Annotated in this window: 16 protein-coding genes; 7 read left to right on the top strand and 9 right to left on the bottom strand. The window is 74.4% G+C overall.

Annotated features, from left to right (window positions below; genetic code table 11):
• The first annotated feature begins 68 nt into the window (after window positions 1-68).
• A complete protein-coding gene (locus IEZ20_RS22490) occupies window positions 69-1,358 on the top strand; it encodes a cytochrome P450 (protein WP_189301552.1) in 1,290 nt (429 codons plus the stop codon).
• A gap of 113 nt (window positions 1,359-1,471) precedes the next feature.
• On the top strand, window positions 1,472-3,091 hold the full coding sequence (locus IEZ20_RS22495; protein ID WP_229896195.1) for a peroxidase family protein: 1,620 nt from the start codon (window positions 1,472-1,474) through the stop codon (window positions 3,089-3,091).
• A 57-nt stretch (window positions 3,092-3,148) separates the two neighbouring features.
• On the opposite strand, the gene IEZ20_RS22500 is transcribed toward IEZ20_RS22495, so the two are convergent.
• Both IEZ20_RS22500 and IEZ20_RS40435 read right to left on the bottom strand, forming a co-directional pair.
• A complete protein-coding gene (locus IEZ20_RS22500; protein WP_189301555.1) occupies window positions 3,149-3,409 on the bottom strand; it encodes a hypothetical protein in 261 nt (86 codons plus the stop codon).
• 34 nt (window positions 3,410-3,443) lie between these two features.
• Window positions 3,444-5,612: a hypothetical protein gene (locus IEZ20_RS40435; protein ID WP_189301557.1), complete on the bottom strand. Its 2,169-nt coding sequence runs from the start codon at window positions 5,610-5,612 to the stop codon at window positions 3,444-3,446.
• Between the two features lie 229 nt (window positions 5,613-5,841).
• Between IEZ20_RS40435 and IEZ20_RS22510 the strand changes: the two genes are divergently transcribed.
• A complete protein-coding gene (locus tag IEZ20_RS22510) occupies window positions 5,842-6,834 on the top strand; it encodes an acyl-CoA desaturase (RefSeq protein WP_229896196.1) in 993 nt (330 codons plus the stop codon).
• On the opposite strand, the gene IEZ20_RS22515 is transcribed toward IEZ20_RS22510, so the two are convergent.
• The 4 genes from IEZ20_RS22515 to IEZ20_RS22525 all read right to left on the bottom strand — a co-directional run bounded on the left by IEZ20_RS22515 (window position 6,816) and on the right by IEZ20_RS22525 (window position 10,401).
• Window positions 6,816-7,565: a bestrophin-like domain gene (locus IEZ20_RS22515; RefSeq protein WP_189301559.1), complete on the bottom strand. Its 750-nt coding sequence runs from the start codon at window positions 7,563-7,565 to the stop codon at window positions 6,816-6,818. The two genes, IEZ20_RS22510 and IEZ20_RS22515, sit on opposite strands and share 19 nt — an antisense overlap.
• Window positions 7,566-7,604: 39 nt before the next feature.
• On the bottom strand, window positions 7,605-7,730 hold the full coding sequence (locus tag IEZ20_RS40440; protein WP_256464649.1) for a hypothetical protein: 126 nt from the start codon (window positions 7,728-7,730) through the stop codon (window positions 7,605-7,607).
• Window positions 7,731-8,056: 326 nt separating this feature from the next.
• Window positions 8,057-8,716 (bottom strand): hypothetical protein, encoded by a 660-nt coding sequence (locus IEZ20_RS22520; RefSeq protein ID WP_189301561.1) that lies wholly within the window; start codon window positions 8,714-8,716, stop codon window positions 8,057-8,059.
• 1,226 nt (window positions 8,717-9,942) lie between these two features.
• Window positions 9,943-10,401 (bottom strand): flavodoxin family protein, encoded by a 459-nt coding sequence (locus IEZ20_RS22525; RefSeq protein ID WP_189301563.1) that lies wholly within the window; start codon window positions 10,399-10,401, stop codon window positions 9,943-9,945.
• 173 nt (window positions 10,402-10,574) lie between these two features.
• On the opposite strand from IEZ20_RS22525, the gene IEZ20_RS22530 reads away from it, so the two are divergent.
• Complete coding sequence (locus tag IEZ20_RS22530; RefSeq protein WP_229896197.1) at window positions 10,575-11,216, top strand: class I SAM-dependent methyltransferase; 642 nt, start codon at window positions 10,575-10,577, stop codon at window positions 11,214-11,216.
• Window positions 11,217-11,301: 85 nt separating this feature from the next.
• On the top strand, window positions 11,302-12,015 hold the full coding sequence (locus tag IEZ20_RS22535; protein ID WP_189301565.1) for a lipoprotein: 714 nt from the start codon (window positions 11,302-11,304) through the stop codon (window positions 12,013-12,015).
• Window positions 12,016-12,040: 25 nt separating this feature from the next.
• Here IEZ20_RS22535 and IEZ20_RS22540 read toward each other — a convergent pair whose 3' ends face one another.
• On the bottom strand, window positions 12,041-12,670 hold the full coding sequence (locus tag IEZ20_RS22540) for a GNAT family N-acetyltransferase (RefSeq protein WP_189301567.1): 630 nt from the start codon (window positions 12,668-12,670) through the stop codon (window positions 12,041-12,043).
• A gap of 79 nt (window positions 12,671-12,749) precedes the next feature.
• Window positions 12,750-14,816: a DUF1996 domain-containing protein gene (locus IEZ20_RS22545; protein WP_189301719.1), complete on the bottom strand. Its 2,067-nt coding sequence runs from the start codon at window positions 14,814-14,816 to the stop codon at window positions 12,750-12,752.
• Window positions 14,817-15,178: 362 nt separating this feature from the next.
• On the opposite strand from IEZ20_RS22545, the gene IEZ20_RS40740 reads away from it, so the two are divergent.
• Together IEZ20_RS40740 and IEZ20_RS22555 are read left to right on the top strand one after the other, a co-directional pair.
• The gene (locus tag IEZ20_RS40740) at window positions 15,179-17,047 is read left to right on the top strand and encodes a C40 family peptidase (RefSeq protein WP_373303955.1); all 1,869 of its coding nucleotides are present in this window, start codon (window positions 15,179-15,181) and stop codon (window positions 17,045-17,047) included.
• 267 nt (window positions 17,048-17,314) lie between these two features.
• On the top strand, window positions 17,315-18,679 hold the full coding sequence (locus IEZ20_RS22555) for an FAD-dependent oxidoreductase (RefSeq protein ID WP_189301569.1): 1,365 nt from the start codon (window positions 17,315-17,317) through the stop codon (window positions 18,677-18,679).
• Window positions 18,680-18,755: 76 nt separating this feature from the next.
• Here IEZ20_RS22555 and IEZ20_RS22560 read toward each other — a convergent pair whose 3' ends face one another.
• On the bottom strand, window positions 18,756-23,348 hold the full coding sequence (locus IEZ20_RS22560; protein ID WP_189301571.1) for a hypothetical protein: 4,593 nt from the start codon (window positions 23,346-23,348) through the stop codon (window positions 18,756-18,758).
• Window positions 23,349-23,400 lie beyond the last annotated feature (52 nt).

The raw sequence follows: 23,400 nt of genomic DNA on the forward strand, positions 1-23,400 counted from the left end.
TTCGCCCATACTGCCCCGAATGCCTGTTTGGCGTGCGGTGCCGACGGGCCGGTGGCTGAATGGCCGTCATGGACTTTCTCGCCGCGTACGACGCGATCCCGGAGGACGACGTCCCGCAGCGGGTGGCCCTGCTGCGTACCGCCATGACGAACGGCAGGGCAGCCCTCTTCGCCGAGCTGCGCGCCCGCCGGCCGGTGTTCAGTACACCCGTCGGCGTCTTCGTCACCCGGCACCCCGACGTCCTGGAGGTGCTGTCGGCGCCCGGCACGTTCACCGTGGGGGTGTTCGGCCCGGCGCTGGAGGACGTGCTCGGGGCGCCGTTCATCCTGGCCCGGGACGGTGCCGACCTGCACTGGCGGGAGCGCGGGTACGGGCAGGTGGTGCTCGCCGCCGAGGACGCGCCCCGGGTGCGGGAGCTGACCGCGCGGATCGCCGACGAGGTGCTGGACGAGGTGACCCGCCGGGGCGCGGACACCTTCGACCTCGTCCAGGACTACGCCCGGGTGGCCGCCGCCCGTGTGGCCATCGCCTACCTGGGGTTCACCGGCATCGAGGAGGAGACCCTGCACTCCTGCACCCGGCGGATGCAGTGGGCGTTCGCGGTCAACCCCGACCGTGACCCGGAGATCCACGCGGCGGGCGTCGCCGCCGGCCGCGAACTGCACGAACGGGTCGCCGAGTTGATCGACCGCCGCCGGGACACGGCCCACGACGGCGGCCCCGACGACGTCCTCGGCCGGATGCTGCGCACCCGGCTGCCCGACGAGTACGGCTTCGACGACGAGCGGATCAACGCCAACCTGGTCGGCTATCTGACGGGGTACCAGCAGAACGCCACCCAGTGCACGGCGACCGCGCTCAAGGAACTCGCCGTACGGCCCGAGGCGCTGGCCGAGGCGGTGCGCGCGGCGGGCGAGGGCGACCCGGCCCGCTTCGACGCCTATGTGTGGGAGGCGCTGCGCTTCCACCCGTTCGTGCCCATCACGCCCCGGCTGTGCCTGCGCGACCACGTGCTGGCCGCGGGCACCCCGCGGCAGACGGTGATCCCGGCCAAGAGCGTGGTCATGGCCTGCTTCGCGTCGGCGATGTTCGACGAGGAGGTGCTCGACGCCCCGCAGGAGTTCCGGCCCGGCCGCCCGCCCGCGCACAACCTCGTCCTCGGCTACGGCGCGCACGACTGCGTCGGCAGGTACGCGGCCCAGGTGATCGTGCCCGAGCTGGTACGGCGTGTGCTGCTGCGCCCCGGCATACGCCCGCTGCCCGGCGGTGAACGCGCCCTGGACTACGCGGGCACCCCGTTCCCGCAGCACTACCCGGTGCGCTCCGGCCGCCCCGCCGTCACCACGGCCCGGCCCTGACCCGCACCTGATCACGACCCGGACCTGATCCACGTCCGACCGCGGCCCGGCCCTGCCCCACACCTGACCGCGGCCCGGCACCGGGACCCGCCCCGCGACCGACCGGAGGACCCATGACCGTCATCTCTCGCCCGCCCCGGACCCGGACCGTGCCGTGGACCGGGGCCAGGGACCGGTCCCGGGACGGCTTGCGCAATCGCTTCGAGACACATCTGCTGACCCATTACGGCCCGGCCTGGCAGGCGGCCCAGCGCAGCCGGTGGCTCCACCGCAGGCTCAACTCCAAGCTGACCGACCTGGCCGTACTGAAGGCGCCGCCACGCCCCAACCCCCTGAGCACCAAGGCTCCCTACACCTCCTGGGACTCGCTGACCGACCGCTCCTGGGTGGGCCGCCACCTGCCGCCGGCGGCCGGGCCGCCCAGGGGCCTGCCCGCGCCGGAGAAGGTCGCCGAACTGTTCCGCCGCGAGGGCGAGGGCCGCTCCTGCACCCGGTCCAGCGCGCTGCTGCCGGCGTTCGCGCAGTGGTTCACCGACGGCTTCCTGCGCGGCCACGCGGCCACCGGCGACCCGCGCCGCACCGACTCCCCGCACACCCTGGACATGTCCCAGCTGTACGGCGACCGCGAGGACGTCACCGCCTGCCTGCGCACCTTCGAGGGCGGCCGGCTGAAGAGCCGGGTCGTCGACGGCGCCGAGTTCCCGCCCGCGCTGTGCGAAGGAGGCAGGATCAGGGACGAGTTCCGGGCGATCCGACCGGTCCGGTTCGACGAGGTGCCCGCGGAGTTCGTGGACACGCTGTTCGCGTGCGGCGGGGAACGCGCGCACGCGCACATCGGGCCGATGGCGCTGACCGTCCTGTTCCTGCGCGAGCACAACCGGGTCGCCGGCATCCTCGCCGCCGCCCACCCGGACTGGGACGACGAACGCGTCTTCCAGACCACCCGCAACACGCTGATCGTGACGATGATCCGGGTGATGCTGGAGGAGTACATCAACCACATCACGCCGTACCACTTCGGCTTCGTCCTCGACCCGGTCCGCACCGACCGGGGGGTGTGGCACCGGGAGAACCGGGCGACGATCGAGTTCAGTCTCGTCTACCGCTGGCACAGCCTGATCCCGTCCACGTACACCATCGCCGGCCGCCCGGTGCCGCTCGCGCGGACGATCGCCAACGGGCAGCTGGTCGTGGAGCGGGGCCTCGGCCCGCTCTTCGAGGACCTGTCCCGCCAGCCCGCGGGCCTGTCGGGCCTGTTCAACACCGACGAGCTGCTGCTGCCGATCGAGGAGCGCAGCGTCGCCGTGGGCCGCGAGCTGCGACTGGCCTCGTACAACGACTACCGCGCCCACTACGGCTTCCCCCGGGTCACCGACGCACGGCAGATCTCCGGCGACCCGCGGGTGCAGGAGGCGCTGCTCGACCTGTACGGCGACGTCGACGCGATCGAACTGTACGTGGGGCTGTTCGCGGAGGAGCCGGAGCCCGGTGCGATCTTCGGGCGGCTGCTGGAACGCGTCATCTCCGTCGACGCGTTCTCCGAGGCGCTGAACAACCCGCTGCTCGCGCCCCGCCTGTTCGGACCGGCCACCTTCTCCGCGGAGGGCCTGGAGATCGTCCGCGGCACACGCGGCTTCTCCGACCTCGTGCACCGCAACCTCCCGGAGGACAAGGGCCGTTACGTCGTGACGCTCGGCCGGAGCGCGGCCGACACCCGGGCCGCGGCCCACTGACCGGCGCGACCGGCGCTACGGCCCGCCGACCGCACGGCCCGCCGGCCGGCGCTCGGTTCAGTCCCTGGCTCCCGCGTGGGCGAGCAGCGTCTCCGCGGCGGTGCGCAGTTGCTCCGCCGCCGTGTCGCAGGCAGCGGCCTGCCGCTCCAGGGTGGGGCCGCTCCACTCGGGTGCCGTGGGGCAGCCGCCCAGCGTGGCCGCGGTGGCGCGCAGCCGCCGGGCGTACTCCTCCATGAGGCCGGCGTCCGCCCGCAGCGCCTCGGCCTGGTCGAGGAGTTCGGTGTCGTACGACGTGATGTCGGGGGACTCGGTCACCATGGCGTGCTCCCGCGGGCGGTGGGGGTGTGGGGTGTCAGCGCGGCAGGACGGCGCCGGCGCTGCGGTGGAGCATGAACTGGGGGCAGGTGAGGACGAACCGGGGCCGGGCCGTGTCGATGCCGAGCCGGCGCAGCTGCCCCGCGAGGGGTTCGGCCGCCGCGGTGTCCAGCCGCAGCCGGACGCCGCCGCCGGTGTGCAGCCGCAGCCTGCCGTGGGCCCGGACCAGGGTGCGGATCGTGCTCTCGCCCCGGCGGCCGTAGAGGATCCAGTCGGCCTCCGGGCAGCGCACGCCGCGCCCGAGGCGGGCGTCGACGGCCAGGCCGAGGTCCGGGGAGCGCACGCCGATCCGCCGGCCCGTCAGATCGGCCTCGGCGGTCACCCGGCGCGCGGGCTGGCCCCAGATCTCCTGGGCGACGACCCGGGCCTCCTCACTGGTGACGGCGAGGCAGAGCACATGGCGGCCGGTGCGCCTGAGGTCGACGCGGCGCAGCAGGTCCACGGCGGCGTCGTGGGGGCGGGGCCGCCACAGGTCGTCCACCAGCACGGACAGGGCGATCTCGGTGTACGGGCCGATCGTGGTGCAGCGGTGCTCGTACAGCGACAGCACCGCCATGGCGCGGCGGCCGAGGCGGCTCGGTGTCATCCAGGTGACGTCGGGCAGCAGACCGCGGGCGGTGTCCGCGCCGACGGTGTAGCACAGGTGGGCGGCGGAGGAGTCGTAGTAGCGCACCGGTACGTCGATGGGGCCGGCGGTGGTGGGCACCGAGGTGGTGGGGAGGGTGAGGAAGGGGTAGCCCTCGGGCGGGTTGGCACGGTCCTTGAGCTGGTAGGCCTGCGTGCGCACGACGGGGCCGAGGTAGGGGGCGAGGGCCTCGTCGACGCGCTCGCGGGCCTCGGGGATCACTGTCTTGAGGTGCTCGATGTACTCGTGGAGCATGTGGCACAGCGGGAACTCGTGGGTGGGACCGGTGTAGTCGACCTCGTACCAGTGCGGATGCGGGTCGAACGCGGTGCCCGCGCCGCGGCCGTCGAGGACGGGCACGATGTCGTGCTGGTTGGTGATGCTGGCGACCCAGGTGCGCGGGTCGGCGGGCTTCTTGCTGTCGACCGGTGAGCCCACGGCGATGACGTGGGTGACCCGGTAGGTGCGGCAGAACTCCTCGTCCTGGGCGAGGTTCATCACCGCGATACCGCCCTCGCTGTGCCCGATCAGGGCGAGGTCGGCGCCGCGCGGGATGCCGTAGTCCTTCAGGGCGAGCAGGATCGACCGGGTGTACGGCGAGTCGGGCATGAACAGGTTGCGCCAGGCGCCGACGAAGTCCTGCGGGGAGTCGTTGCGGGGCCGGCCGGGCGCCATGCCGGGCGCCTGGAGGACGTAGCGGACGACACCGTCCGGGCCGCGCACGTTCTGCAGCAGGATCCGCCCGTCGGTGGAGAGCATCTCGATGTTCCGCAGGAAGCCGAGGAAGGACCCCTCCGGGGTGATGACCTGCCGCTCCTGGTCGGTCAGTTCGACGGCCTCGGCGGCGCCCTCGCCCTTGTCCAGGCCGGCGAGACGGGCGGCGCTGATGCCGTGCAGAGGGTCAGCGGACAGCTCCCGGCCGGTGGCCAGCGCCCAGCCGGTCTCGTCGTTCTTCGGGTCCTCGTCCAGCAGAGCGCGGATCGCGAGGAGTTCGGCCATCAGCGGGGCCAGCCCGGACAGGGCTCGCTGGGCGCCCTGGTCGCGGAAGAGGGCGCGCAGGGAGCGTACGGCCGCCAGGTCCTTGTCGGCGGTGACGGCCTCGGTCAGCCGGCGCATACCGGGATCGCGCACGAACTCGGGGTGGTCGACCAGCACAGCCGCGATCCGCAGCCGCAACGAGGTGACCGCCACCAGCGCGGCCAGGCTCTCCCGGCCCAGCACCTCCCCGGCGGTGCCGAGGACGTGCCCCACCCCCTTCGGTGCCGTGATCGCCGAACCGCCGAGGCCCTGCTTGTTCGTCAGGGCCCGCAGCAGCGCCCACCGGGCGGCGAGGCCGGTACGGGGACGGCGGCGCGCGGAGGCGGCCAGGGCCGGGGCGAACAGCGCGGTGCTGGTGCGCTCGGACACCGCGCGGATGCCCTCGGCGACGTCGACCACGTCCCGCGCGCACCGGCGCAGCAGTTCCCTGGCGTCCTGACCGTCCGGCGCGGGCCGTCCGGGTGCGGTGCCGTCCGCTCGCATCCGACGCTCCCTGGGTTCGACGACATGGGGCGGGGCCGCGCCCGAGGCGGCGGCCTCGGTCCCATGGTCGGCCAGGGGGATCGCTCCCGCACCTTCATCCATCCAGGTAGAGCATGCCGCCGGGTGCCGTACCGCCCGCCGAGCCTGGGCCCGACGGGCATATGGCTGCCACATAATCGCCGCACATGACCCCCTGTACCGCCCCGCCCCGCCCCGCGGGGGGCGCACCGTGACCCTGTCTTCCGAACACCCGGAGGGCCTGCGCGCCCCGCTCCCCGACACCGTCCCGGTCAGCCTGCCGCTGCGCACCGGCACCCTGCTCACGATCGTGGTCGGCCCGCTGGCCGCGCTGGCCCTGGTCCTGCCCGTCGCCCTGGCCGGCGGCTGGGGGCCGCGCTGGTACGACGGTGCCCTGGGCGCCGGGATGTACGCGCTGTCGATCATGGGCATCACCGCCGGCTACCACCGGCACTTCACCCATCTGTCGTTCAAGGCGAAACGACCGCTCCGGTTCGCCCTCGGTGTCGCGGGCGGTTTCGCCATGGAGGGCCCGGTGACCCTGTGGGTGGCCGAGCACCGGCGCCATCACCAGTACGCGGACCGGGAGGGCGACCCGCACTCGCCGTGGAAGTACGGCACCACCCGGCGGGCGCTGCTCAAGGGGCTGTGGCACGCCCAGGTCGGCTGGTTCTCCTCACCGGTCCGCTCCCACTACCCGCGCTACGCGCCGGACATGCTCGCCGACCCGGACGTACGCCGCCTGGACCGCTGGTACCCGCTGACCATCGCCGTCTCCCTGGGGCTGCCGCCGGCCCTGGTCCTCGCGGTCACCCAGGACACGCGGTCCGCGCTGGTCACCTTCTTCTGGGCGAGCCTCGTCCGGTACGCCGTCGTCCACCATGTCACCTGGTCGGTCAACTCCGTGGCCCACGCCTTCGGTCCACGCCACTACGCCACCCGGGACCAGTCCCGGGACGTGCCGTGGGTGGCCATGCTGACCTTCGGAGAGGGCTGGCACAACCTCCACCACGCCGACCCCCTCAGCGCCCGGCACGGCGGACTGCGCGGCCAGCCGGACCTCACGGCATGGCTGATCGCCCGGTTCGAACGGCGGGGCTGGGCCTACGACGTACGGTGGCCCGACGAGCGGCGGATCACCGCCCGGCTGCGCCCGGAGGCGGCCGGCCGGCGAGTGCCGCATCCTCAACTGCCCGTGAAGTAGCGGGTGAACGGGGAGGGGTCGACGGCGAACATGCCGTTGAAGGGCTCGTTCAGCTGGTAGACCAGCAGCACGGTGAAGGTGATGAGCGCGCTCAGGCCCATCACCATCACCATGTGCGTGAAGCTCCGGCGCACCCCGAACATGAACATGAAGGTCACCGTGAGCACCCCGCCGACGATGAGCCCGAACCACAGCACGGGTGACAGGGTGTCGGCCACGTCCGCCTCCCGGCCGCGCCGGGCGTCGTCCAGCACGCTGAGCTGGGCCAGGGTCTCCTGGAGCGTGGCCTGCTGGGCCGGGGTGGCGTCGGCGGGCACCTGGCCGGCCGCCCGGAGGTCGTTCAGCAGCTCCCAGCCACGCCGGCCCGGCGGCCGGCCCACCGCCATCGCGGGCCACTCCGCGGACACCACATGGTGCACGTACGCGTCGACGGCCCCCCGGGTCCGTTCCCCCTCCAACGCCGGCAGCCCCGCGGACAGCAACCGGATCTGGTGTGCGGCGCTCGCCTCCGCCTGCACATGGCCCACCGCGCCGGACCGGGTCTCCCACACGGACACCATCGACAGACCGAGGACGAGCGCGTAGAGCACGCCGACCATCATGGAGATGTACTCGGCGACGTCCTCGCGGGGTTCCTCGTCCGGGGCGGGCGGCCAGTAGTGGTGCCGGATCACCACGATGCCCGCGGTGACCACGGCGATCCCCAGAACCACGGCGAAGGTCTCGATCATCGGGTGCGTCTCCTGTCGTCTCGGTGTCTCCCCCGCCGCCTACCTGCCGATGCGCCGCGAGCCGAGGAGGACGGCGGCGAGGACGGCCGGGATCAGCAGCAGGAACAGCACGACGAGCAGCCCGAGCCCCGTCGGACCACCGCCGGGGCGGATGAAGCGGGACATGATGGAGGGGGTGCGGGGGTGCGGGGAAGCGGTGCGGGGGGAGGCGGTGCCGGGGGGTGAGGTGGTGGAGGGGGACGAGGTGGAGGGGGGCCAGGTGGTGGGGGGTGTGGTCGGGGGGCCGCTCGGCGTGGTGGACCTGCCTCCGGTGGACTGGCCTTGAGTGGCTTCGCCCTGGGTGTTCCGGCCTGGAGTCGTCTGCCCCTGACCGGACTGGCCCTGGGTGGCCTGACCTTGGGTGGCCTGACCTTGGGTGGCCTGACCTTGGGTGGCCTGGCCTTGGGTGGCCTGGCCACCCGCCGACTGACCTCCGGTCGCTCCGCCGCCGGTCACCGCGCCTCCGGTGGTCCCGCCCGGGCCGGCGGCGCCTGCGGCCGCACCGGCGGCAGCACCAGCGGCGGCCGCCGCGCCGCCTGCGGCAGCCGCTGCTCCTCCTCCTGCGGCTGCGGCTCCTCCCCCGGCTGCCGCACCCGCGGCCGCCGCGGCACCCGCCCCAGCCGCCGCACCGGCACCGGCTGCCGCTCCTCCGGCTGCCGCACCGGCACCCGCCGCCGCTCCCCCAGTCGCAGCACCCGCACCGGCACCCGCCGCCGCTCCCCCGGCTGCCGCACCGGCACCTGCGCCCGCGCCGGCGACCGCGCCGACGCCCGCCGCGGCACCTGCTCCGGCAGCCGCGCCGGCACCAGCGGCCCCACCAGCGCCTGCCCCGGCGCCCGCGGCCCCTGCCGCCCCGGCACCGGCACCACCGCCGGCGGCACCGGCAGCTGCACCACCACCGCCGGCGGCACCCACGCCTGCTCCGGCACCCGCACCCACGCCTGCACCCGCACCCACGCCCACGCCCGCTCCAACACCGGCACCGGCACCCGCACCCGCCGCCACCCCGACCCCCGCACCCACGCCCGCTCCAGCACCGGCGGCTGCACCGGCAGCCGCGCCGGGAGCCGCCGCCCCCGGGGCAGGAACAGGCAGCCCGGGCAGGGGCGCACCCGTACCCGCCGGAGGCAGCGGCGGGGGCGGGGGGAACACGACTCCGGGGGGCACCGGCAGGACCGGGGGCGCGGGGGGAGGCGCGGGGGCCGGGGGTGGGACCGGCGCGGGGGCGGCAGGGGGCGGGGGCAGCACGGGAGGGGGGAAAGGAGGCGGGACGGGAAGGGGGGCGGGGGTCGGGGCGGGGGGCGGTGGTACGGGGGGCGGGGCCGGAGGCGGTGGCAGGGGTGGTGGTGGCTCGTGCAGCGTGAACTCACCGGTCGCCTCGGCCTTGAGCCGCGGCGGTGGTTCCAGGCAGCCGTCCGGCAGGAGGGTGCTGGTCCGGTCGCTTCCCGTCACGTGCCCCTCGCTGAGGTACCACCCCGGGGGCCGCTCGACGGTCGCCACGCACCGCGCCGTACCACCCGGTTCCAGGCTCGGGACGGTGTCACCGCCCGCCGGGCAGACGATGAGGGGCGGCTGGAGGACGGGGTCGGCGAGGCGGAGGCCGAACACCGTGCGGTTGCCGGTGTTGGTCACGTCGTAGAAGACGGTGGCACGGCCGGGCGCCAGGACCGGGCCCGGCACTCCGGTGGTGGTCGTCACCGTCTCGGCCAGGGCCAGTTCGCCGCCGACGCCGGCGTACCCGGAGCGGGCGGCCGCCCGGGACTCCACGCCGAGGGACGGTACGCGGCCGACGGCGGTGACGTCGGCGACCCAGATGCCCGGGCGGGCGGTGGCACGGGCGGTGCAGGTCGCCGAGTCGAGGCCGCGGAGCATCGGAAGGTGATCGCCGCCGCCGGGGCAGCGGATGTCGGCGTCCGGGAGCCCGGGGTCGCTCACCTCCACGTCGTACAGGTCGGCCCCGGTGCGGTTGATCAGGCGGTACGTCTTCACCAGCGGGCGGCCGACGCGAACACCGGGGTCGGTCGCCTCGGTGCCCGGTCTGTCGTCGACGGCGACCTGGAGGGCGAGGCCCTGGCTTCCCGCGCCGTCGGCGACGGCCCGCTGCGCAGGTGTGCCGTACACGGCCATGAGCAGCGGCAGCACGACGGGAAGCCGTGTCCCGAGGGCCTGTCGGCACCTCCCTAAATGCCCTATTAACACGTAAAACGTACTAACAGAGGGGTCTACGGGTGGGCTCCGGCCCACGCCGGTCACCGGGCACGACCGCACGAAGATCACCCCGGTGGCCGCGCGACGCGCACCGGCGCCTCACGGGCCGCGCCGCGGACACCCGGGCCGGTCAGACGCCGGGCATCAGGCCCGCCGCGATCGTGGCCCCCAGTTCCCAGCAGGCCTGGGTGCCGGCCTTGCCCGGGTCGCCGGTGACGGTCACCGGCTCGGCCGCGCGACGCCAGCCGAGGCCGGTGGTGACGGTCTCGACGGCGCGGACGGCTCCGGTGACGTCGTTGCCGCCGTGGACCCAGAAGCCGAACGGGCGGCCCCGGGTCTCGTCCAGGCAGGGGTAGTAGATCTGGTCGAAGAAATGCTTGAGGGCGCCCGACATGTAGCCCAGGTTGGCAGGGGTGCCGAGCAGGTAGCCGTCGGCTTCGAGCACGTCGGAGGCGGTGGCGGACAGGGCCGCCCGGCGTACGACGCGGACGCCCTCGATCTCCGGTGTCGTGGCACCGGACACGACCGCTTCGAACAGCGCCTGGCAGTGGGGCGAGGGGGTGTGATGGACGATCAGCAGGGTAGGCACATGCGGCACCCTGCCGTGCGTCCACGGCCCGTGGCAAACGTCGCCGCGGCGCGCGTCGGGCGAGTGCCGGGGACGACGGGAGGAGCCGCCGTGACCGAAAGTCGCCGTGACCGGAAGTCGCCGTGACCGTGAAGCCTCCCTGATCGAGGAGGCACCGTGACCGAGGAGGCACCGTGACCGAGGAGGACGGCCGGGTACCGGCCGCCGTGGTGTTCGACGCGCTGGGGCCGGCGTACGAGCGGGCGTTCGCCGGCTCCGCACCGCACCGGGCGTCGCTGGACCGGCTGCTGGAACTGCTGGCGCCGGGCAGCCGGGTGCTGGACGTGGGCAGCGGGACGGGACGGCCGACCGCGCAGACCCTCGCCGCGGCCGGTCACCGGGTGCTGGGCCTCGACGTCTCACCGGTCATGGTCGACCTGGCCGCCCGGCAGGTCCCGGACGCCGAGTTCCGGCTCGCCGACATCCGGGACACACCGTTGCCGGACGCGTCGTTCGACGCCGTATGCGCCTACTTCTCGCTGCTGCAGATGACCCGCGCCGAGCAGACCGCGGTCGTGGCCAGGCTGGCGCGCGCGGTACGGCCCGGCGGTCTGGTCGCGCTGGCCACCGTGCCGTTGGACGTGGAGGACGTCGAGGCCGTCTTCATGGGGCAGCCGGTACGGGTGACGAGCTTCGCCGCGGAGGCGTTCACCGGGCTGGTGACCGGCGCGGGCCTGACGGTGCTGTCCGAGCAGCACGAGGTGTTCACCCCGGCCCACCCCGATGCCGTACCCGAGCCGCACCTGTTCCTGCTCGCCCGGCGCGGAGCGCAGTGACCCGCGACCGGTGAGCCCCCTTGCCGTTCGGTGCTGTCGGTGCCCTCGGTTACAGTGGCCGCTCCGCAGCGAAGGGGAGGCGACAGTGCAGGTCAGAGTGGGGATCGTCGGGAGCCGGGTGATCGCCGCGGCGGCGCTCGCGGCGCTGCTCGGCGGCTGCGCGGGGTCGACTGACGGCGACGGCGGGAAGTCCGCGAGCCCGTCGGCGAGCGCCAGGGGCACGGCGGCCGGGGGCACCGGAGCGAAGGGGACGGCGGCGGCCCGCGGCGGCACGATCGGCACGGCCGGTTCGGCCTGCGAACTGCCCGTCAGCTTCGCCCTCGCCAAGGACTGGAAGGCCAAGTCGATCGACGCCGAGAAGGACCTGGCCAAGGCGTCGAAGGGGGAGGACGGCGACCTGAGCGGGGCGCTCGCCGACACCATCCTGCGACAGGGGCCGGTCACCGCGGCCTGCGAGATCGACGCCAAGCCGGCCGGCAACATCGGCTTCCTGCGCGTGTGGACCGGCAAGCCCGGCGACGCGGACGCGGACGGCGCGCTGCGCGCGTTCGTCGCCGCCGAGGACAACGTCAGCAAGGAGAAGTACCACTCCTTCAGGACCGGCGGCGGTCTCGACGCCGTCGAGGTGGAGTACCTCTACACGAGCAAGCTCCTGGAGGAGACGAAGAAGGAGAGCGCCTTCGCGGTCAGCACGCCCGCGGGCCCCGTCGTCCTCCACCTCGGCGGCATGGACACCGAGGAACACGAGGAGATGCGGCCCGCGTACGACCTCGCCAAGCAGACACTGGAACTCGCCTGAGACCCGCCGGCCGCGCCCCGCTCGCTCAAGGGGCCGTGGCCCGGCCCAGGTAGGTGAGCGGTCCGGCGTCCGCGACCGGGATCTCGTGGAAGCCGACCCGGTCGTAGAAGGCGCGGGCGGCGGTGTTGGCGGTGACCATGCCGAGGTGGACCGCCCGGACGCCCTTGCCGTGCAGGGCGTCCAGGAAGGCCCGCAGCAGACGGCGGCCGTGTCCCTGCCCCTGCCAGGGCCGCAGCAGGTCGATGTGCAGGTGGGCGGGGTAGGCGGCCAGTTCGGGGACGAGCATCCGCTCCGGGTGGTGCAGGAGGCGGATCATCTCCTCGGTGGGCGTACGCGGTGCCGCGACCGGCTCCGGATAACGGGCGGCGAGCCGCGGGATCCAGTCCCGCCGGAAGTCCTCGACGAACCGCTCGGTGTCGGCGGTGCCGACGATGTACCCCACGGCCCGGCCCCCGCCGTCGTCCAGCACGAAGGCGAGGTCCGGGTCGAAGTGGCAGTACGGCTCGGCGAAGAGCGAGGGCATCAGGCGCTGGTCGGGGTAGACGGCCCGGGAGTCGCCCCCGACCAGCGCGGTGCGCACACAGATGTCGGCGACGTCGGCGCGGTCGGCGGTGCGGTAGGGGCGTATGGCGGGGGTCTGCTGACGAGTCTGCATACCCCGGATCCTCGACCCGATGGGAGCGCTCTCACAAGGGCCGGGCGCCCTGGGTGTCGCCGACCGCACACGGGACCGGTCAGTAGCGCAGACGCCTGGCCCGCAGGAACATGAACAGACCCGACAGGGCGAGCAGCGTGCCGAGGGCCGCGGGCCACAGGTGCGCGCCCGTCTCCGCCAGACCGCCCTGGGCGGTCTCGGCGGCCTGGGGTCCGGGCTGGGTGGCCGGTGGCGGGGCGTACGCGGCGGCGGTGGACCCGCCCGAAGCCGGAGCGGCGGGTGCGGACGGGGACGGCACCGGCCGGGTCGAGGCCGGACGCGCCGGTGTGGAGCGGGGTGCGGCGGGCGCGGCCGGGGCGGCCTTGCCATCTCTCTTCTCCGTGTTGGCCGTGTTCGCCGTGTTGGCCGTGCCGGCCGTGTTGTCCGTGTCGTGCTTGGTGGTGCGGGCCGGTGAGGTCGTCACGTCGTTCCGCGGGGCGTCGCCGGGCCGGGAGGCCGAGGGATGCGGGGCGGCGGGGGCGGAAGAGCCGCCCTGGGCGGGGTCGCCGGGGGTGACGCCGGCACCGGGAGCGGCGGTGGCACCTGAGCCGGAACCGGGCGCGGGCGGGGGCGTGGGCGCGGGCGTCACCGTCGTACCGGAGTCGTCACCTGAAGCGCCGCAGGTGCGGCCGGAGTTGATGCAGTCGACCATCTCGCGCATCAGGTCCTCGTCGAAGACGTTGATGAAGTCGCCGTGGTCGGTGACGGGCTTGTGCAACTGCTCCGGGAAGGAGTCCACCGCGAACAGCGGGACGGTCCGTCCGCCGTCCGTCACGCTCGGCGCGTCGACGTCGTAGACGATGCGCTGGACCAGTTGCGGAATGGGCCGGAAGCCCGCCGGGCAGGAGCCGTCGTCGGTGGTGAAGGCCACGTGCGTGCGATGGTTGGCGCTGTCGATGTTGCGGCCGTCCCAGCAGCTCTGGAACCGGAAGGTGCGCACGACGTCGCTGCCGGGCGGGCACAGCGGGTACTTGTCCTTCAGCTGCCGGTTCTCGTAACCGGTGCAGCTCCAGGACGCGTTGGCGTTGCCGGGGCCGTTGACGAAGGCCTTGGCGTCCCCCGTGATGATGCGCAGCAGGCGCGGCATGGCGGTGACCTTGCCGCGCGGGTTGCCGACGAAGGTCAGCGTCACCTGCTCGGGCGTCACGATCCGGCCCGCGTTTCCCTCCGTTCCGCCGCCCGGTGCCCCGGCGTCCCGCTCCTGGGTGCCGTCCTGCAGCCGCAGCACGGGCCAGTAGTACGAGGACTTGTCGCGCCGGTCCGCACAGCTGGTGCCGGCCCGCGCCAGGTCCTCGTCGCTCGCGAAGGCGGTGTTGGCCTGGTTGCCGACGTAGTCGTGGAAGTGGTGGGCGCCGTTGGAGACACCGGGGGCGACGATGACGTTGTCCGAGTTGAACAGGCCGTTCGCGTTGACCCCGCAGTCGGAGGTGAAGGTGCCGCGTGAGGCACCGTCCTGCGGTGCCGGGGCCGGTGCGTCCGGGGGTACGGCGGTGATGTCCGCGTAGTCGGAGGCGACCGGCCCGTTGCCGCCCTGCCCCGCGCCGCCCTGGCCTGTGCCGTTCTGCTCCTGGCCGTTCTGCCCCTGGCCGCTCTGTCCCTGGCCGTTCTGCCCCTGCCCGCTCTGTCCCTGGCCGCTGCCGTCCTGTCCGCCGCCGTCGCCCGGTGTGCCGGTGGACTGGCCGGTCTCCGCGGGGCGCAGGGTGCAGGGGGCCAGGGAGTCCAGGCCCTGCGGGCGCTCGCCCGCCCGGTCGATGGCATCGGCGATCCGCCCGATGGACGCCGACCGCTTCTCCTCGAGCGGGTTCATGATCGTGTCGTCGACCGCGCCGGAGTACGCCTCCCCGTCCGCACCAACGGCCTGTCCCGCCTGCTGGAGTTGCCGGTAGGCCGCCGCGGTCTGCTGGTCGAGCTGGGCGAGTTCACGGTCGACGTCCGCGCGGGCCGCGTCCGGTACCGCCGTCAACCGGCTGCCGACGTCGGGGCAGTCGATGGTGGCCATGCCCGTCGACCGGACCTGTCCGGCCGTACCCGCGCCGGATCCGTCGCCCCAGCCCTCGCTCGCCGAGGCGTAGACGTTCGCCGCGACGATCCCGGCCCCGCCCAGCATCAGGGCGACCGCTGCGAGGGTCGCGCGTCGTGCACCCGTCGGGCGTCTGCGGCTGTTGCGTACCAAGGTCGTCCCCTGTGTGAGTTCGCCGGTCGGGCATGGAGTTCCCCGGCTTCATACGGAGGGCGGAGCCGCCGTGTTCAACGGAATCGCGAATTCACCGGGATCTCACAGGAAACCATGGTCTCCGCCCCTTCCCCGTCGAACTCCCTCGCGAACATCACGAATATGTATCGGACATTTCACACCTCAACCTTCACACGAGGCACACACGTTGGCTAGGTTGACGCGAGGCCGCCGCCCGGCTCTGCCCCGGCGAGCCGCTGAACTGCCCTGTGGGGCAAGGAAGGAGCACGTCTTCCATGGCGCCGGAAAGCCGCGACGAGGTTCGGCAGCGGATCGCATCCCTCTACGACCAGGCCGAGAACGCCACCGGTAACTTCAACGCGACACGGGCCATGGCCGGGCGGAGCCGCAGCCGGTCCCGGGGCGTACCGCTGGCCAAGCGGACGGGCCGGCGCCCGGATCCGGGGCTCGACGAGGTCGCCCGGCAGTGGTTCGACGCGGCACGCGCCAAGTTGGGTCCGACCGTCCCCGCCGCGCTTCCCGCGGACCGGCTCACCGACGGACCGGCGGCGCCCGCGCGTTCGGGGCGGGAGCGGATGGGCGGCCTCCCAGGGGGCGAGCGGGAGCCGCGCGCCCTGCCGGGCGGTGGAGATGCCCTCGCTCTGCCGGGAGGCGGGGGTGCCCTCGCCCTTCCGGGCGGCGACCGGGACGTCCGCGCTCTGCCGGGTGGTGAGCGGCAGGCCCTCGAACTCGAACCGGGCGCGGCCCGCGCGGTGGCCGAGCTGACGGCCGGTTCACCGGCGGCCCCCGTGAACCGACCGCCACGGTCTCCGGAGACGTCACTCCCGGGCGTCCAGGGCCTCGAACCGCCCGGCGCGGCACCGGCGTCGACCGGTGGGACCATGGCCGAACCGAGCGGCAGCTGGGCCGCGCCGGCACCGGTGAGCCCTGCTGCCGCACAGGGCCTCGCCGTTCAGGCACCCAGGACGCTGCCCGGTGCCGCCGTACCCGGCCGCCCCTCCCCCGCCGCCTCCAAGGCCGGCAACCGGCGCAAGCTCGACACCGCGCGGGACCTGCTGTCCCGTCACACCGGCCGACTCGCCCTGCCCGGTACCGCCGCCGAGCCCGCCTGGGCCGCCGGAACCCGGCCACTGCCGCACTCCGCCCCGGCCGAGCCGGCGGAACAGTGGCAGCAGCCGCAGTGGGCGACACCCGCCCAGCCGGCAACGGCGACGTCGGCCGTCGACACCGGCTCCCCGACCCCGCTCCTGGACACCGGCTCCCTGACGACCCTCACCGACACGGGATCCTTCACCCCGTTCACCGACACCGGGTTCGTCACCCCAGCCGTGAGCACGGGAGCCACCCCACTCACCGGCACGGGATCCTTCACCGCCCTCACCGACACCGGATCCCTCACCCCAGCCGTCGGCACGGGAGCCACCGCACTCACCGACACCGGCACCTTCGCCCCACTTACCGGCACGGGACCCTTCGCCGCCCTCACCGACACCGGATCCCTCACCCCAGCCGTCGGCACGGGAGCCACCGCACTCACCGACACCGGGACCTTCGCCCCACTCACCGGCACGGGACCCTTCACCGCCCTCACCGACACCGGATCCCTCACCGCACTCACCAGCACGGGATCCGCCCCGGTCACCGGTCCCGGCCCCCTCCCCCCGCTCACCGACACCACGGCGGTCACAGGCGTCGCCGCCCCCCTCTCCGCCACCACAGCCGCCGCCCCCCTCACCCCCTCCAGCGCCCTCCCCCTCCCTGCCCCCACCCCGGCGTCGCCCCGCGCCCTTCGTGCCGCCAAGGCCATCGCGTTCGCCCGGGCGCAGATCGGGAAGCCGTGCGTCTGGGGGGCGACCGGGCCGGATTCGTACGACTGCTCCAGCCTCACCCAGGCCGCGTGGCGATCGGCCGGTGTCACGTTGCCCCGCGCGGCGTACGAGCAGGCGCTCGCCGGTGCCCCGGTGACGCTCGCCGACCTGGAACCCGGCGATCTCGTCCTCTTCTTCGACGACGACCGGCATGTGGGTCTGCACGTCGGCGACGGCATGATGGTGCATGCGCCGGGGCCGGGGTCGACCATCCGGGAGGAGTCCGTCTACGGCGCCGGCGAGGCGGCGATCCACCGGATCGTCCGGCCGGCCTGACCCGGACCAGCCGCTGCGCCGGTGGGCGCGGCGGCTCCGGACATCCCCAGGAACGAGGTCATGGCCTCGGCCGCCACGATGGAGCGCCCTCTCGCCGCCGGTCCGGGCCGGTCCGCGCCTGCCCGCGGGGCCCCGCATAAGCAACTCCTGGGTCACCCATAAGATCAACTTATGAGGTCATAGACCAGACCCCCGTACCAACTTAGGTCTGCCTTAGTTTAGGCTTCCTGATCAAGTCGCCCATTCACGCTCGAAGGGAACCTGATCATGCCGCGCCCCCTGCGGGTAGCCATCGTCGGAGCCGGCCCCGCCGGGATCTACGCCGCCGACGCCCTGCTCAAGTCCGAGGTGGCCGCCGACCCCGGTGTGTCCATCGACCTCTTCGAGCGGATGCCCGCCCCGTTCGGCCTGATCCGGTACGGCGTCGCGCCCGACCACCCGCGCATCAAGGGCATCATCACCGCCCTGCACCAGGTGCTGGACAAGCCGCAGATCCGCCTGTTCGGCAACGTCGACTACCCGACCGACATCAGCCTGGACGACCTGCGCGCCTTCTACGACGCGGTGATCTTCTCCACCGGCGCGACGGCCGACCGCGAACTGCCCATACCGGGCATCGACCTGGACGGCTCCTACGGCGCCGCCGACTTCGTCTCCTGGTACGACGGCCACCCGGACGTGCCCCGCACCTGGCCGCTGGAGGCCGAGAAGGTCGCCGTGCTCGGTGTCGGCAACGTCGCCCTGGACGTCGCCCGCATCCTCGCCAAGACCGCCGACGAGCTGCTGCCGACCGAGATCCCGCCGAACGTCTACGACGGTCTGAAGGCCAACAAGGCCCTGGAGATCCACGTCTTCGGCCGCCGTGGCCCGGCGCAGGCGAAGTTCAGCCCGATGGAGCTGCGCGAGCTGGACCACTCCCCGAACATCGAGGTCATCGTCGACCCCGAGGACATCGACTACGACGAGGGCTCCATCGAGACCCGGCGCGGCAACAAGCAGGCGGACATGGTCGCCAAGACGCTGGAGAACTGGGCGATCCGGGACGTCGGCAACCGCCCGCACAAGCTGTTCCTGCACTTCTTCGAGTCGCCTGCGGAGATCCTCGGTGAGGACGGCAAGGTCGTCGGCCTGCGCACCGAGCGCACCGCCCTGGACGGTACGGGCAACGTCAAGGGCACCGGCGAGTTCAAGGACTGGGACGTCACGGCCGTCTACCGCGCGGTCGGCTACCTCTCCGAGAAGCTGCCCAAGCTGCCCTGGGACATCGACTCCGGCACCGTCCCGGACGAGGGCGGCAGGGTGATCGAGGAGGGCGGCACCCCCGTGCAGTCCACGTACGTCACCGGCTGGATCCGGCGCGGCCCCGTCGGCCTCATCGGCCACACCAAGGGCGACGCCAACGAGACCGTGGCCAACCTGCTGGACGACTACGCGAGCGGCCGTCTGCACACCCCCGCCTCGCCCGAGCCGGAGGCCGTCGACGCCTTCCTCGCCGAGCGGAACGTCCGCTTCACCACCTGGGAGGGCTGGTACAGGCTGGACGCCGCCGAGCGTGCCCTGGGCGAGCCGCAGGGCCGCGAGCGCGTGAAGATCGTCGAGCGTGAGGACATGCTGCGGGAGAGCGGGGCGTAAGCTTCCGGCTCCCCTGGCCCAGGGGCCGGCGCCTGCGCGTCGGCCCCGCCGCCGTTCAGGCGCGCCCCACGCCCCCTCAGTGCTCCGCCGCGCGGGCGAACAGTTCGTGCAGTGGCACCGGTGACAGCAGCCGGGTGAAGGGGCCGTGCACGCCCTTGCCCGCGCGGACCGCGCCGTGTGTGCCCAACTTGTCCGACTCCACGGGCAGGTGGGGCGCGTCGAGGGTCTCCCAGGTGCCGGGGGCGAAGGCCGTGCGCCCGGCCCGGGCGCGCCGGCCGGTCTCCACCGCCCCGACCGCCACCAGCTCCGCCTGCGCCGCCTTGTGCCGGGCTGCCGACCAGCCGTTCCAGCGGCGGACGTTGCGGTCCGTGGGCCGGGCGAGCGCGCGCAGCTGGAGGTGGAGCGCGGCGGCGTCCGCACCGACACCGAGCCGCCGCGCGACCTCGGCGACGAGGGCCGGGGCGCTGAGCGCGGGATTGGCCTCGTAACCGCCCGCGGGCACCGGTGTCCCGGCGGCGCGGGCCGCCATCCGGCCCAGCCCGTCGAGCAGCGCCCGTATCCCCGTGACCTCCTCCTGCAGCCCGGGAAGGTCCAGCCGGTCGCACAGGTCCCGTGCCCGAGCCGCACGCTCCGGTTCCGCTAGGGCGGCCGTCCGCAGGAACAGGTCACCGCTGGGGACCGCGACGACGAACGTCCCGTCCTCCAGCGCCGTGGGTGCTTCCGGGACGGTGTCCAGGAGCGGCTCCGGGCACGGGACCAGGGTGCCCGTGAAGGGGCGGAAGGCCGGGTCCCCGGCGGCGGCCCGGGCCAGGGCGGGCGACGGCACCAGCTCGACCAGCGTCCACGGCGCGGCGAACCACGCCCGCAGGCCCTCGTACAGCTTCAGTGCCTCCTCGGCCGCGGGGTCGCCGACCGGGCGCTCGGTGAGGGCCCAGGCGATCACGGACAGCGTCTCGGTGTGCGGCGCCCGGTCCCTCCGTATCCACGCGCCTGCCCTGCCGTCCGGCTCCTCCTGGTGCAGGTGCAGCCGGCCGGTGCGGCTGCCGACCAGGACGTGTCCGCCCGGTTCGGCCGGCGGGCGGCCGGCGGGCAGGGCGCGGGCCCAGTCGGCGGGCAGGCCCAGGTCCGCCTCCAGGGCGTCCGCCAGCTCCTCGTCGACGTAGGGCCGGGTGCCGAGCAGCTCGGCCCAGACGGCCGCCATCCGTTCCGCGGCCCGGACGGGTCCGTCCGCCGTCCACAGGTCGGCGGGGTCCTCCGGGACGCCGGCGGCGAGCATGCGGCGTCGGCCGTGCGGGCCGAGGCGGTGCCAGAAGCCGTCGTACTCGGCGGCCGTGGTCCTGTTCGCCTTGTAGGGCCTGGAGCGCAGCATCCTGGCGTGGTCGTCGTGCCCGGCGCGGCGCGGGAGGCCGGCCAGGGCGAGGGTGGCGACGGGGCGGCGTACTCCGGTGCGCCAGGAGAAGACGGCGAGGGCCTCCGGGGTCAGCGGCACCGGTCCGTTCTCCTCGACCAGCTCCAGGAGGCGGGTGAGGCGCCCGCCGTCGTCCCGGGTGACCGTGACGGTCTGCTCCTCCTCGGTGCCGGCCGGTGCGGGGGCCGTGGCCGGCTGGACGAAGCGGCGGAGTCCGCCGCGTGCGGGGCCCGCGGCGGCGCGGGTCCCGGTGGTCAGCTCCTCCTGCGGGGCGCGGCCGGTGCGCCAGGTGCCGCCGGGTTCGGCGAACGGCTGCCGGCTCCAGGTCCGCAGCAGGGCGTTCAGTGCGGTGCGCTCGGCCTCGGGTGTGGTCTCGACGGCGGCCCGCCAGGCGGCGGCGTCGATGGCGCCGAGCAGCACCTGCCATTCCGCGGGGCGTGCGGGCGGGGCGAGGCCGCGGGTCTCGTCGTCGATCTCGCCGCGCAGGAAGCGGCCGTCGGCGGCGATGGCGGTGAGGGTACCGGGGTGCCGCTCGGGTCCGTGGGCCTCGTAGGGGCGCAGGTCGGGCAGGAGGCCGGAGAGGGCGGGGACGAGGGCGGTGTCGGGGATGTCGGCGGAGAGGGTCACGACCGGGCCGGAGCGCATGATGCCGACGCGCCGGGACAGCTCCTTCCGGCGCCGCAGCACGTCGGCCGCGAGCCGGGCCGCGCGCACCACTCCGTCCCGCACGCGGGCGTCACCGGCTTCGGGCAGCAGCCGGGTGACCCGGTCGCGCAGTGCATCGTCGTCACCGGTGTCGCGGGCGGCGTCCAGGAGGGCGCGCACGGTCGCGTCGCCGATGGTGCGCAGCGCCTTGGAGGAGCGTTCGTCACGTGGGGTGAGGAAGTGCCAGAAGGCGGGCGGCGGCACCGGGCCGGCTGCCTCGCCGAGGGTGGGCGGGTGGTCGCGGTCGCGGCCGGAGGGCGGGACGAAGCCGTGGACCTGCCAGAGCAGGGAGTTGTCCGCGGCGGCGTGGCAGCGGACGGTCACCTCGCCGACGGTGACGGCGTCCTCGCCGCCCTCGGGGAGGCTCATGATGCCCCAGGGGTGGCGGCCGAAGCGGCGGCTGCGGTAGCGGGCGGTGCGGCCGTCGACCGTCTCCAGCAGGAACTCGGTGGGTGAGGGCCCCTGGTGGGGCGTGCGGTTGAGGACGCGGCAGCCGACGAGCCGTCCGTCCTGGCCGAACGGGGAGGGCGGGGCGTCCTCGGGGAGCACCGCGAGGTACTGGCCGCCTTCGAACTCCTCCATGCCGGGCGGGAGTTCCCGGTCGCGGTGGAAGTCCGGCAGGGTACGGTCGGCCGCCGGGGCACCGGTCGCGGGGTCGTACGGCGTCCAGTTGCCGCGGGTGTGGAAGACCCGGGCGCCGAAGAAGCGCCGGCCGTCGCTCAGCTGGAATTCGTGCCCGCCGATGCCCTCGCGTCCGCCCGGCCGCAGCACTCGTCGGCCGTCGAACCGGCCGCCGCGGTCCGGGGTCTCGAACTGGTACCCGAACCCGCCCCGGATCAGTCCGCCGTACGGCCGCAGACCGAAGCGGTCCTCCGGGGTGAACACCTCCTCCGGGCGGTCGGTCCAGTACGCCTGGTCGGCGGAGGAGTAGCGGTCGCCGGTGCGCCAGCTGACGAGGAACTGGCCGCCGACGTAATGGACGGCGTGCGAGGTCGCCTCCTCCGGCACCCGGAAGGAACACCTCGCGCGGGCGCCCGAGGGGTCGACGGCCACGGCGCGGTCGCCGCCGAAGACGGTGAGGACGGGCCAGGTACAGGTGACCTGGAGGGTGTCGGCCGGGTCGAACTCCTCGAGGGCCGCGTCCAGGGCGGGCCAGCCCAGTTCCTCGGGCAGTCCGGCGCGCAGGGCACGGGCCAGCGGACCGGTGAGGTCCAGCGCGGCCAGCGCCTCCTCGATGCCGTCCAGGGCGTCGGCGGTGGGCCGGTCCAGCAGGCCGGACAGTTCGGTGACCGCCTCGTCGGCCGCGGCGAGCCCGCCGCCGCGCAGCGCGGCGAGCAGGCCCTCGATGCGGCTGTGCACCTCGGCGGCGATGCCGGCGTTCCGCGGCAGCCGGGTGATCGCGGTGCCGGAGCCGCGCAGCCCCTCGTGCACCGTGCCTTCGAGGCGCCGGCCGAACACCGGGTGCGCGGCCAGGGCCCTCAGGTCCCGGCGCGACCGGTCGTCCCAGAACGTCAGCCGTACGGCGTCGCCGGGGTCCGCCACCTCGATGCCCTCGGCGAGGCAGGCGTCCAGGAGGTCGGCGTCGAGGGCCGGCCAGCGGTACTTGTCCTCGTGGATCACCACGGGTGTGCCCGCGGCGCGCAGCCGGGGTGCGAACCGGGAGACGATTTCGAACAGTTCGGCGGGCATGGGCTGGCTCGCCACGCCGCCGTACGCCACCTTCTGGTGCCGGTACGTGCGCGTGTACCGCCCCAGCCAGCCGGCCAGGCCGCCCTCCGGTTCCAACTGCCCGGCGGCCGCCGCGTCCACGATGCCGCCGCGCAGCAGCAACCGCAGCCAGGCCGCCGCGTCCTTGCGGGAGTCCGGGAACAGGTCGAGCAACGCGGCCTGCACGCGCGGGCCTTGCGGATGGTCGCCCAGCGGTCCGGCGGCGGCCTCCAGCAGGGCGTCCGGCACCGCCTTGCCGCGGGCGGCGCCGAGGACCTGTCCGAGGACCCGGGCGTCCTCGTCCGTGCCCAGGCCGGCGGCCCGCGCGGACGCCCCGATACGACGGGCGAGGTCGGCGGGGAGGTCCCCGGGTGAGGCCGCCCAGGCGGTCAGCACGCGCACGTACTCCGCGTGCGCCTCGGCGGGCGCCGACTGCCCGGCCAGCCAGCGCTGGTGCTCGCTCAGCTCCTTCACCGGCAGGGCTCCGTGCGCCGCGAAGAGCAGTGCGTTGGCCCGCCGCCAGGCAGGGTCGACGGGCAGCGCGTGCTCCTGCTCCGCCTTGCGGGCCAGGGAGTAGGCCTTGGCCGCGGCACCGCCGGGGTATCCCAGCAGGCGGTGCGCCACCGTGTCCCAGAACCAGGGCAGGTGGGCGGGAGGCAGCCCGCTCGCCGGCCGCCGCAGCCGCTCAAGGCAGCGCCCCATCTTGGGATACGCGGACGACACGGCCGCCGACACCTCGTCGAGCAGGGCGGCCGCGGCGCTCTCGGCGCCCGGATCGCGGGACGTCACCCAGAGGGTGTAGGTCCTGGACCGGTGGGGTTCCGCGGGCAGCAGGTCGTGAGTGAGCATGCGGCGATCTTGGCACGAGGCTCCGACACTCGTCCGGGCCCTGTGGACAACC

The organism is Streptomyces cinerochromogenes, assembly GCF_014648635.1.
Taxonomy (GTDB): domain Bacteria; phylum Actinomycetota; class Actinomycetes; order Streptomycetales; family Streptomycetaceae; genus Streptomyces; species Streptomyces cinerochromogenes.

Bases quoted from the DNA above. Each gene is read 5' to 3' on its own strand.
- IEZ20_RS22515 (WP_189301559.1), bottom strand. From the start codon at position 7,565: ATGATCGAGACCTTCGCCGTGGTTCTGGGGATCGCCGTGGTCACCGCG.
- IEZ20_RS40435 (WP_189301557.1), bottom strand. From the start codon at position 5,612: ATGCGAGCGGACGGCACCGCACCCGGACGGCCCGCGCCGGACGGTCAG.
- IEZ20_RS22540 (WP_189301567.1), bottom strand. From the start codon at position 12,670: ATGCAGACTCGTCAGCAGACCCCCGCCATACGCCCCTACCGCACCGCC.
- IEZ20_RS40740 (WP_373303955.1), top strand. From the start codon at position 15,179: ATGGCGCCGGAAAGCCGCGACGAGGTTCGGCAGCGGATCGCATCCCTC.
- IEZ20_RS22500 (WP_189301555.1), bottom strand. From the start codon at position 3,409: ATGGTGACCGAGTCCCCCGACATCACGTCGTACGACACCGAACTCCTC.
- IEZ20_RS22560 (WP_189301571.1), bottom strand. From the start codon at position 23,348: ATGCTCACTCACGACCTGCTGCCCGCGGAACCCCACCGGTCCAGGACC.
- IEZ20_RS22555 (WP_189301569.1), top strand. From the start codon at position 17,315: ATGCCGCGCCCCCTGCGGGTAGCCATCGTCGGAGCCGGCCCCGCCGGG.
- IEZ20_RS22490 (WP_189301552.1), top strand. From the start codon at position 69: ATGGACTTTCTCGCCGCGTACGACGCGATCCCGGAGGACGACGTCCCG.
- IEZ20_RS22545 (WP_189301719.1), bottom strand. From the start codon at position 14,816: ATGCTGGGCGGGGCCGGGATCGTCGCGGCGAACGTCTACGCCTCGGCG.
- IEZ20_RS22495 (WP_229896195.1), top strand. From the start codon at position 1,472: ATGACCGTCATCTCTCGCCCGCCCCGGACCCGGACCGTGCCGTGGACC.
- IEZ20_RS40440 (WP_256464649.1), bottom strand. From the start codon at position 7,730: ATGTCCCGCTTCATCCGCCCCGGCGGTGGTCCGACGGGGCTCGGGCTG.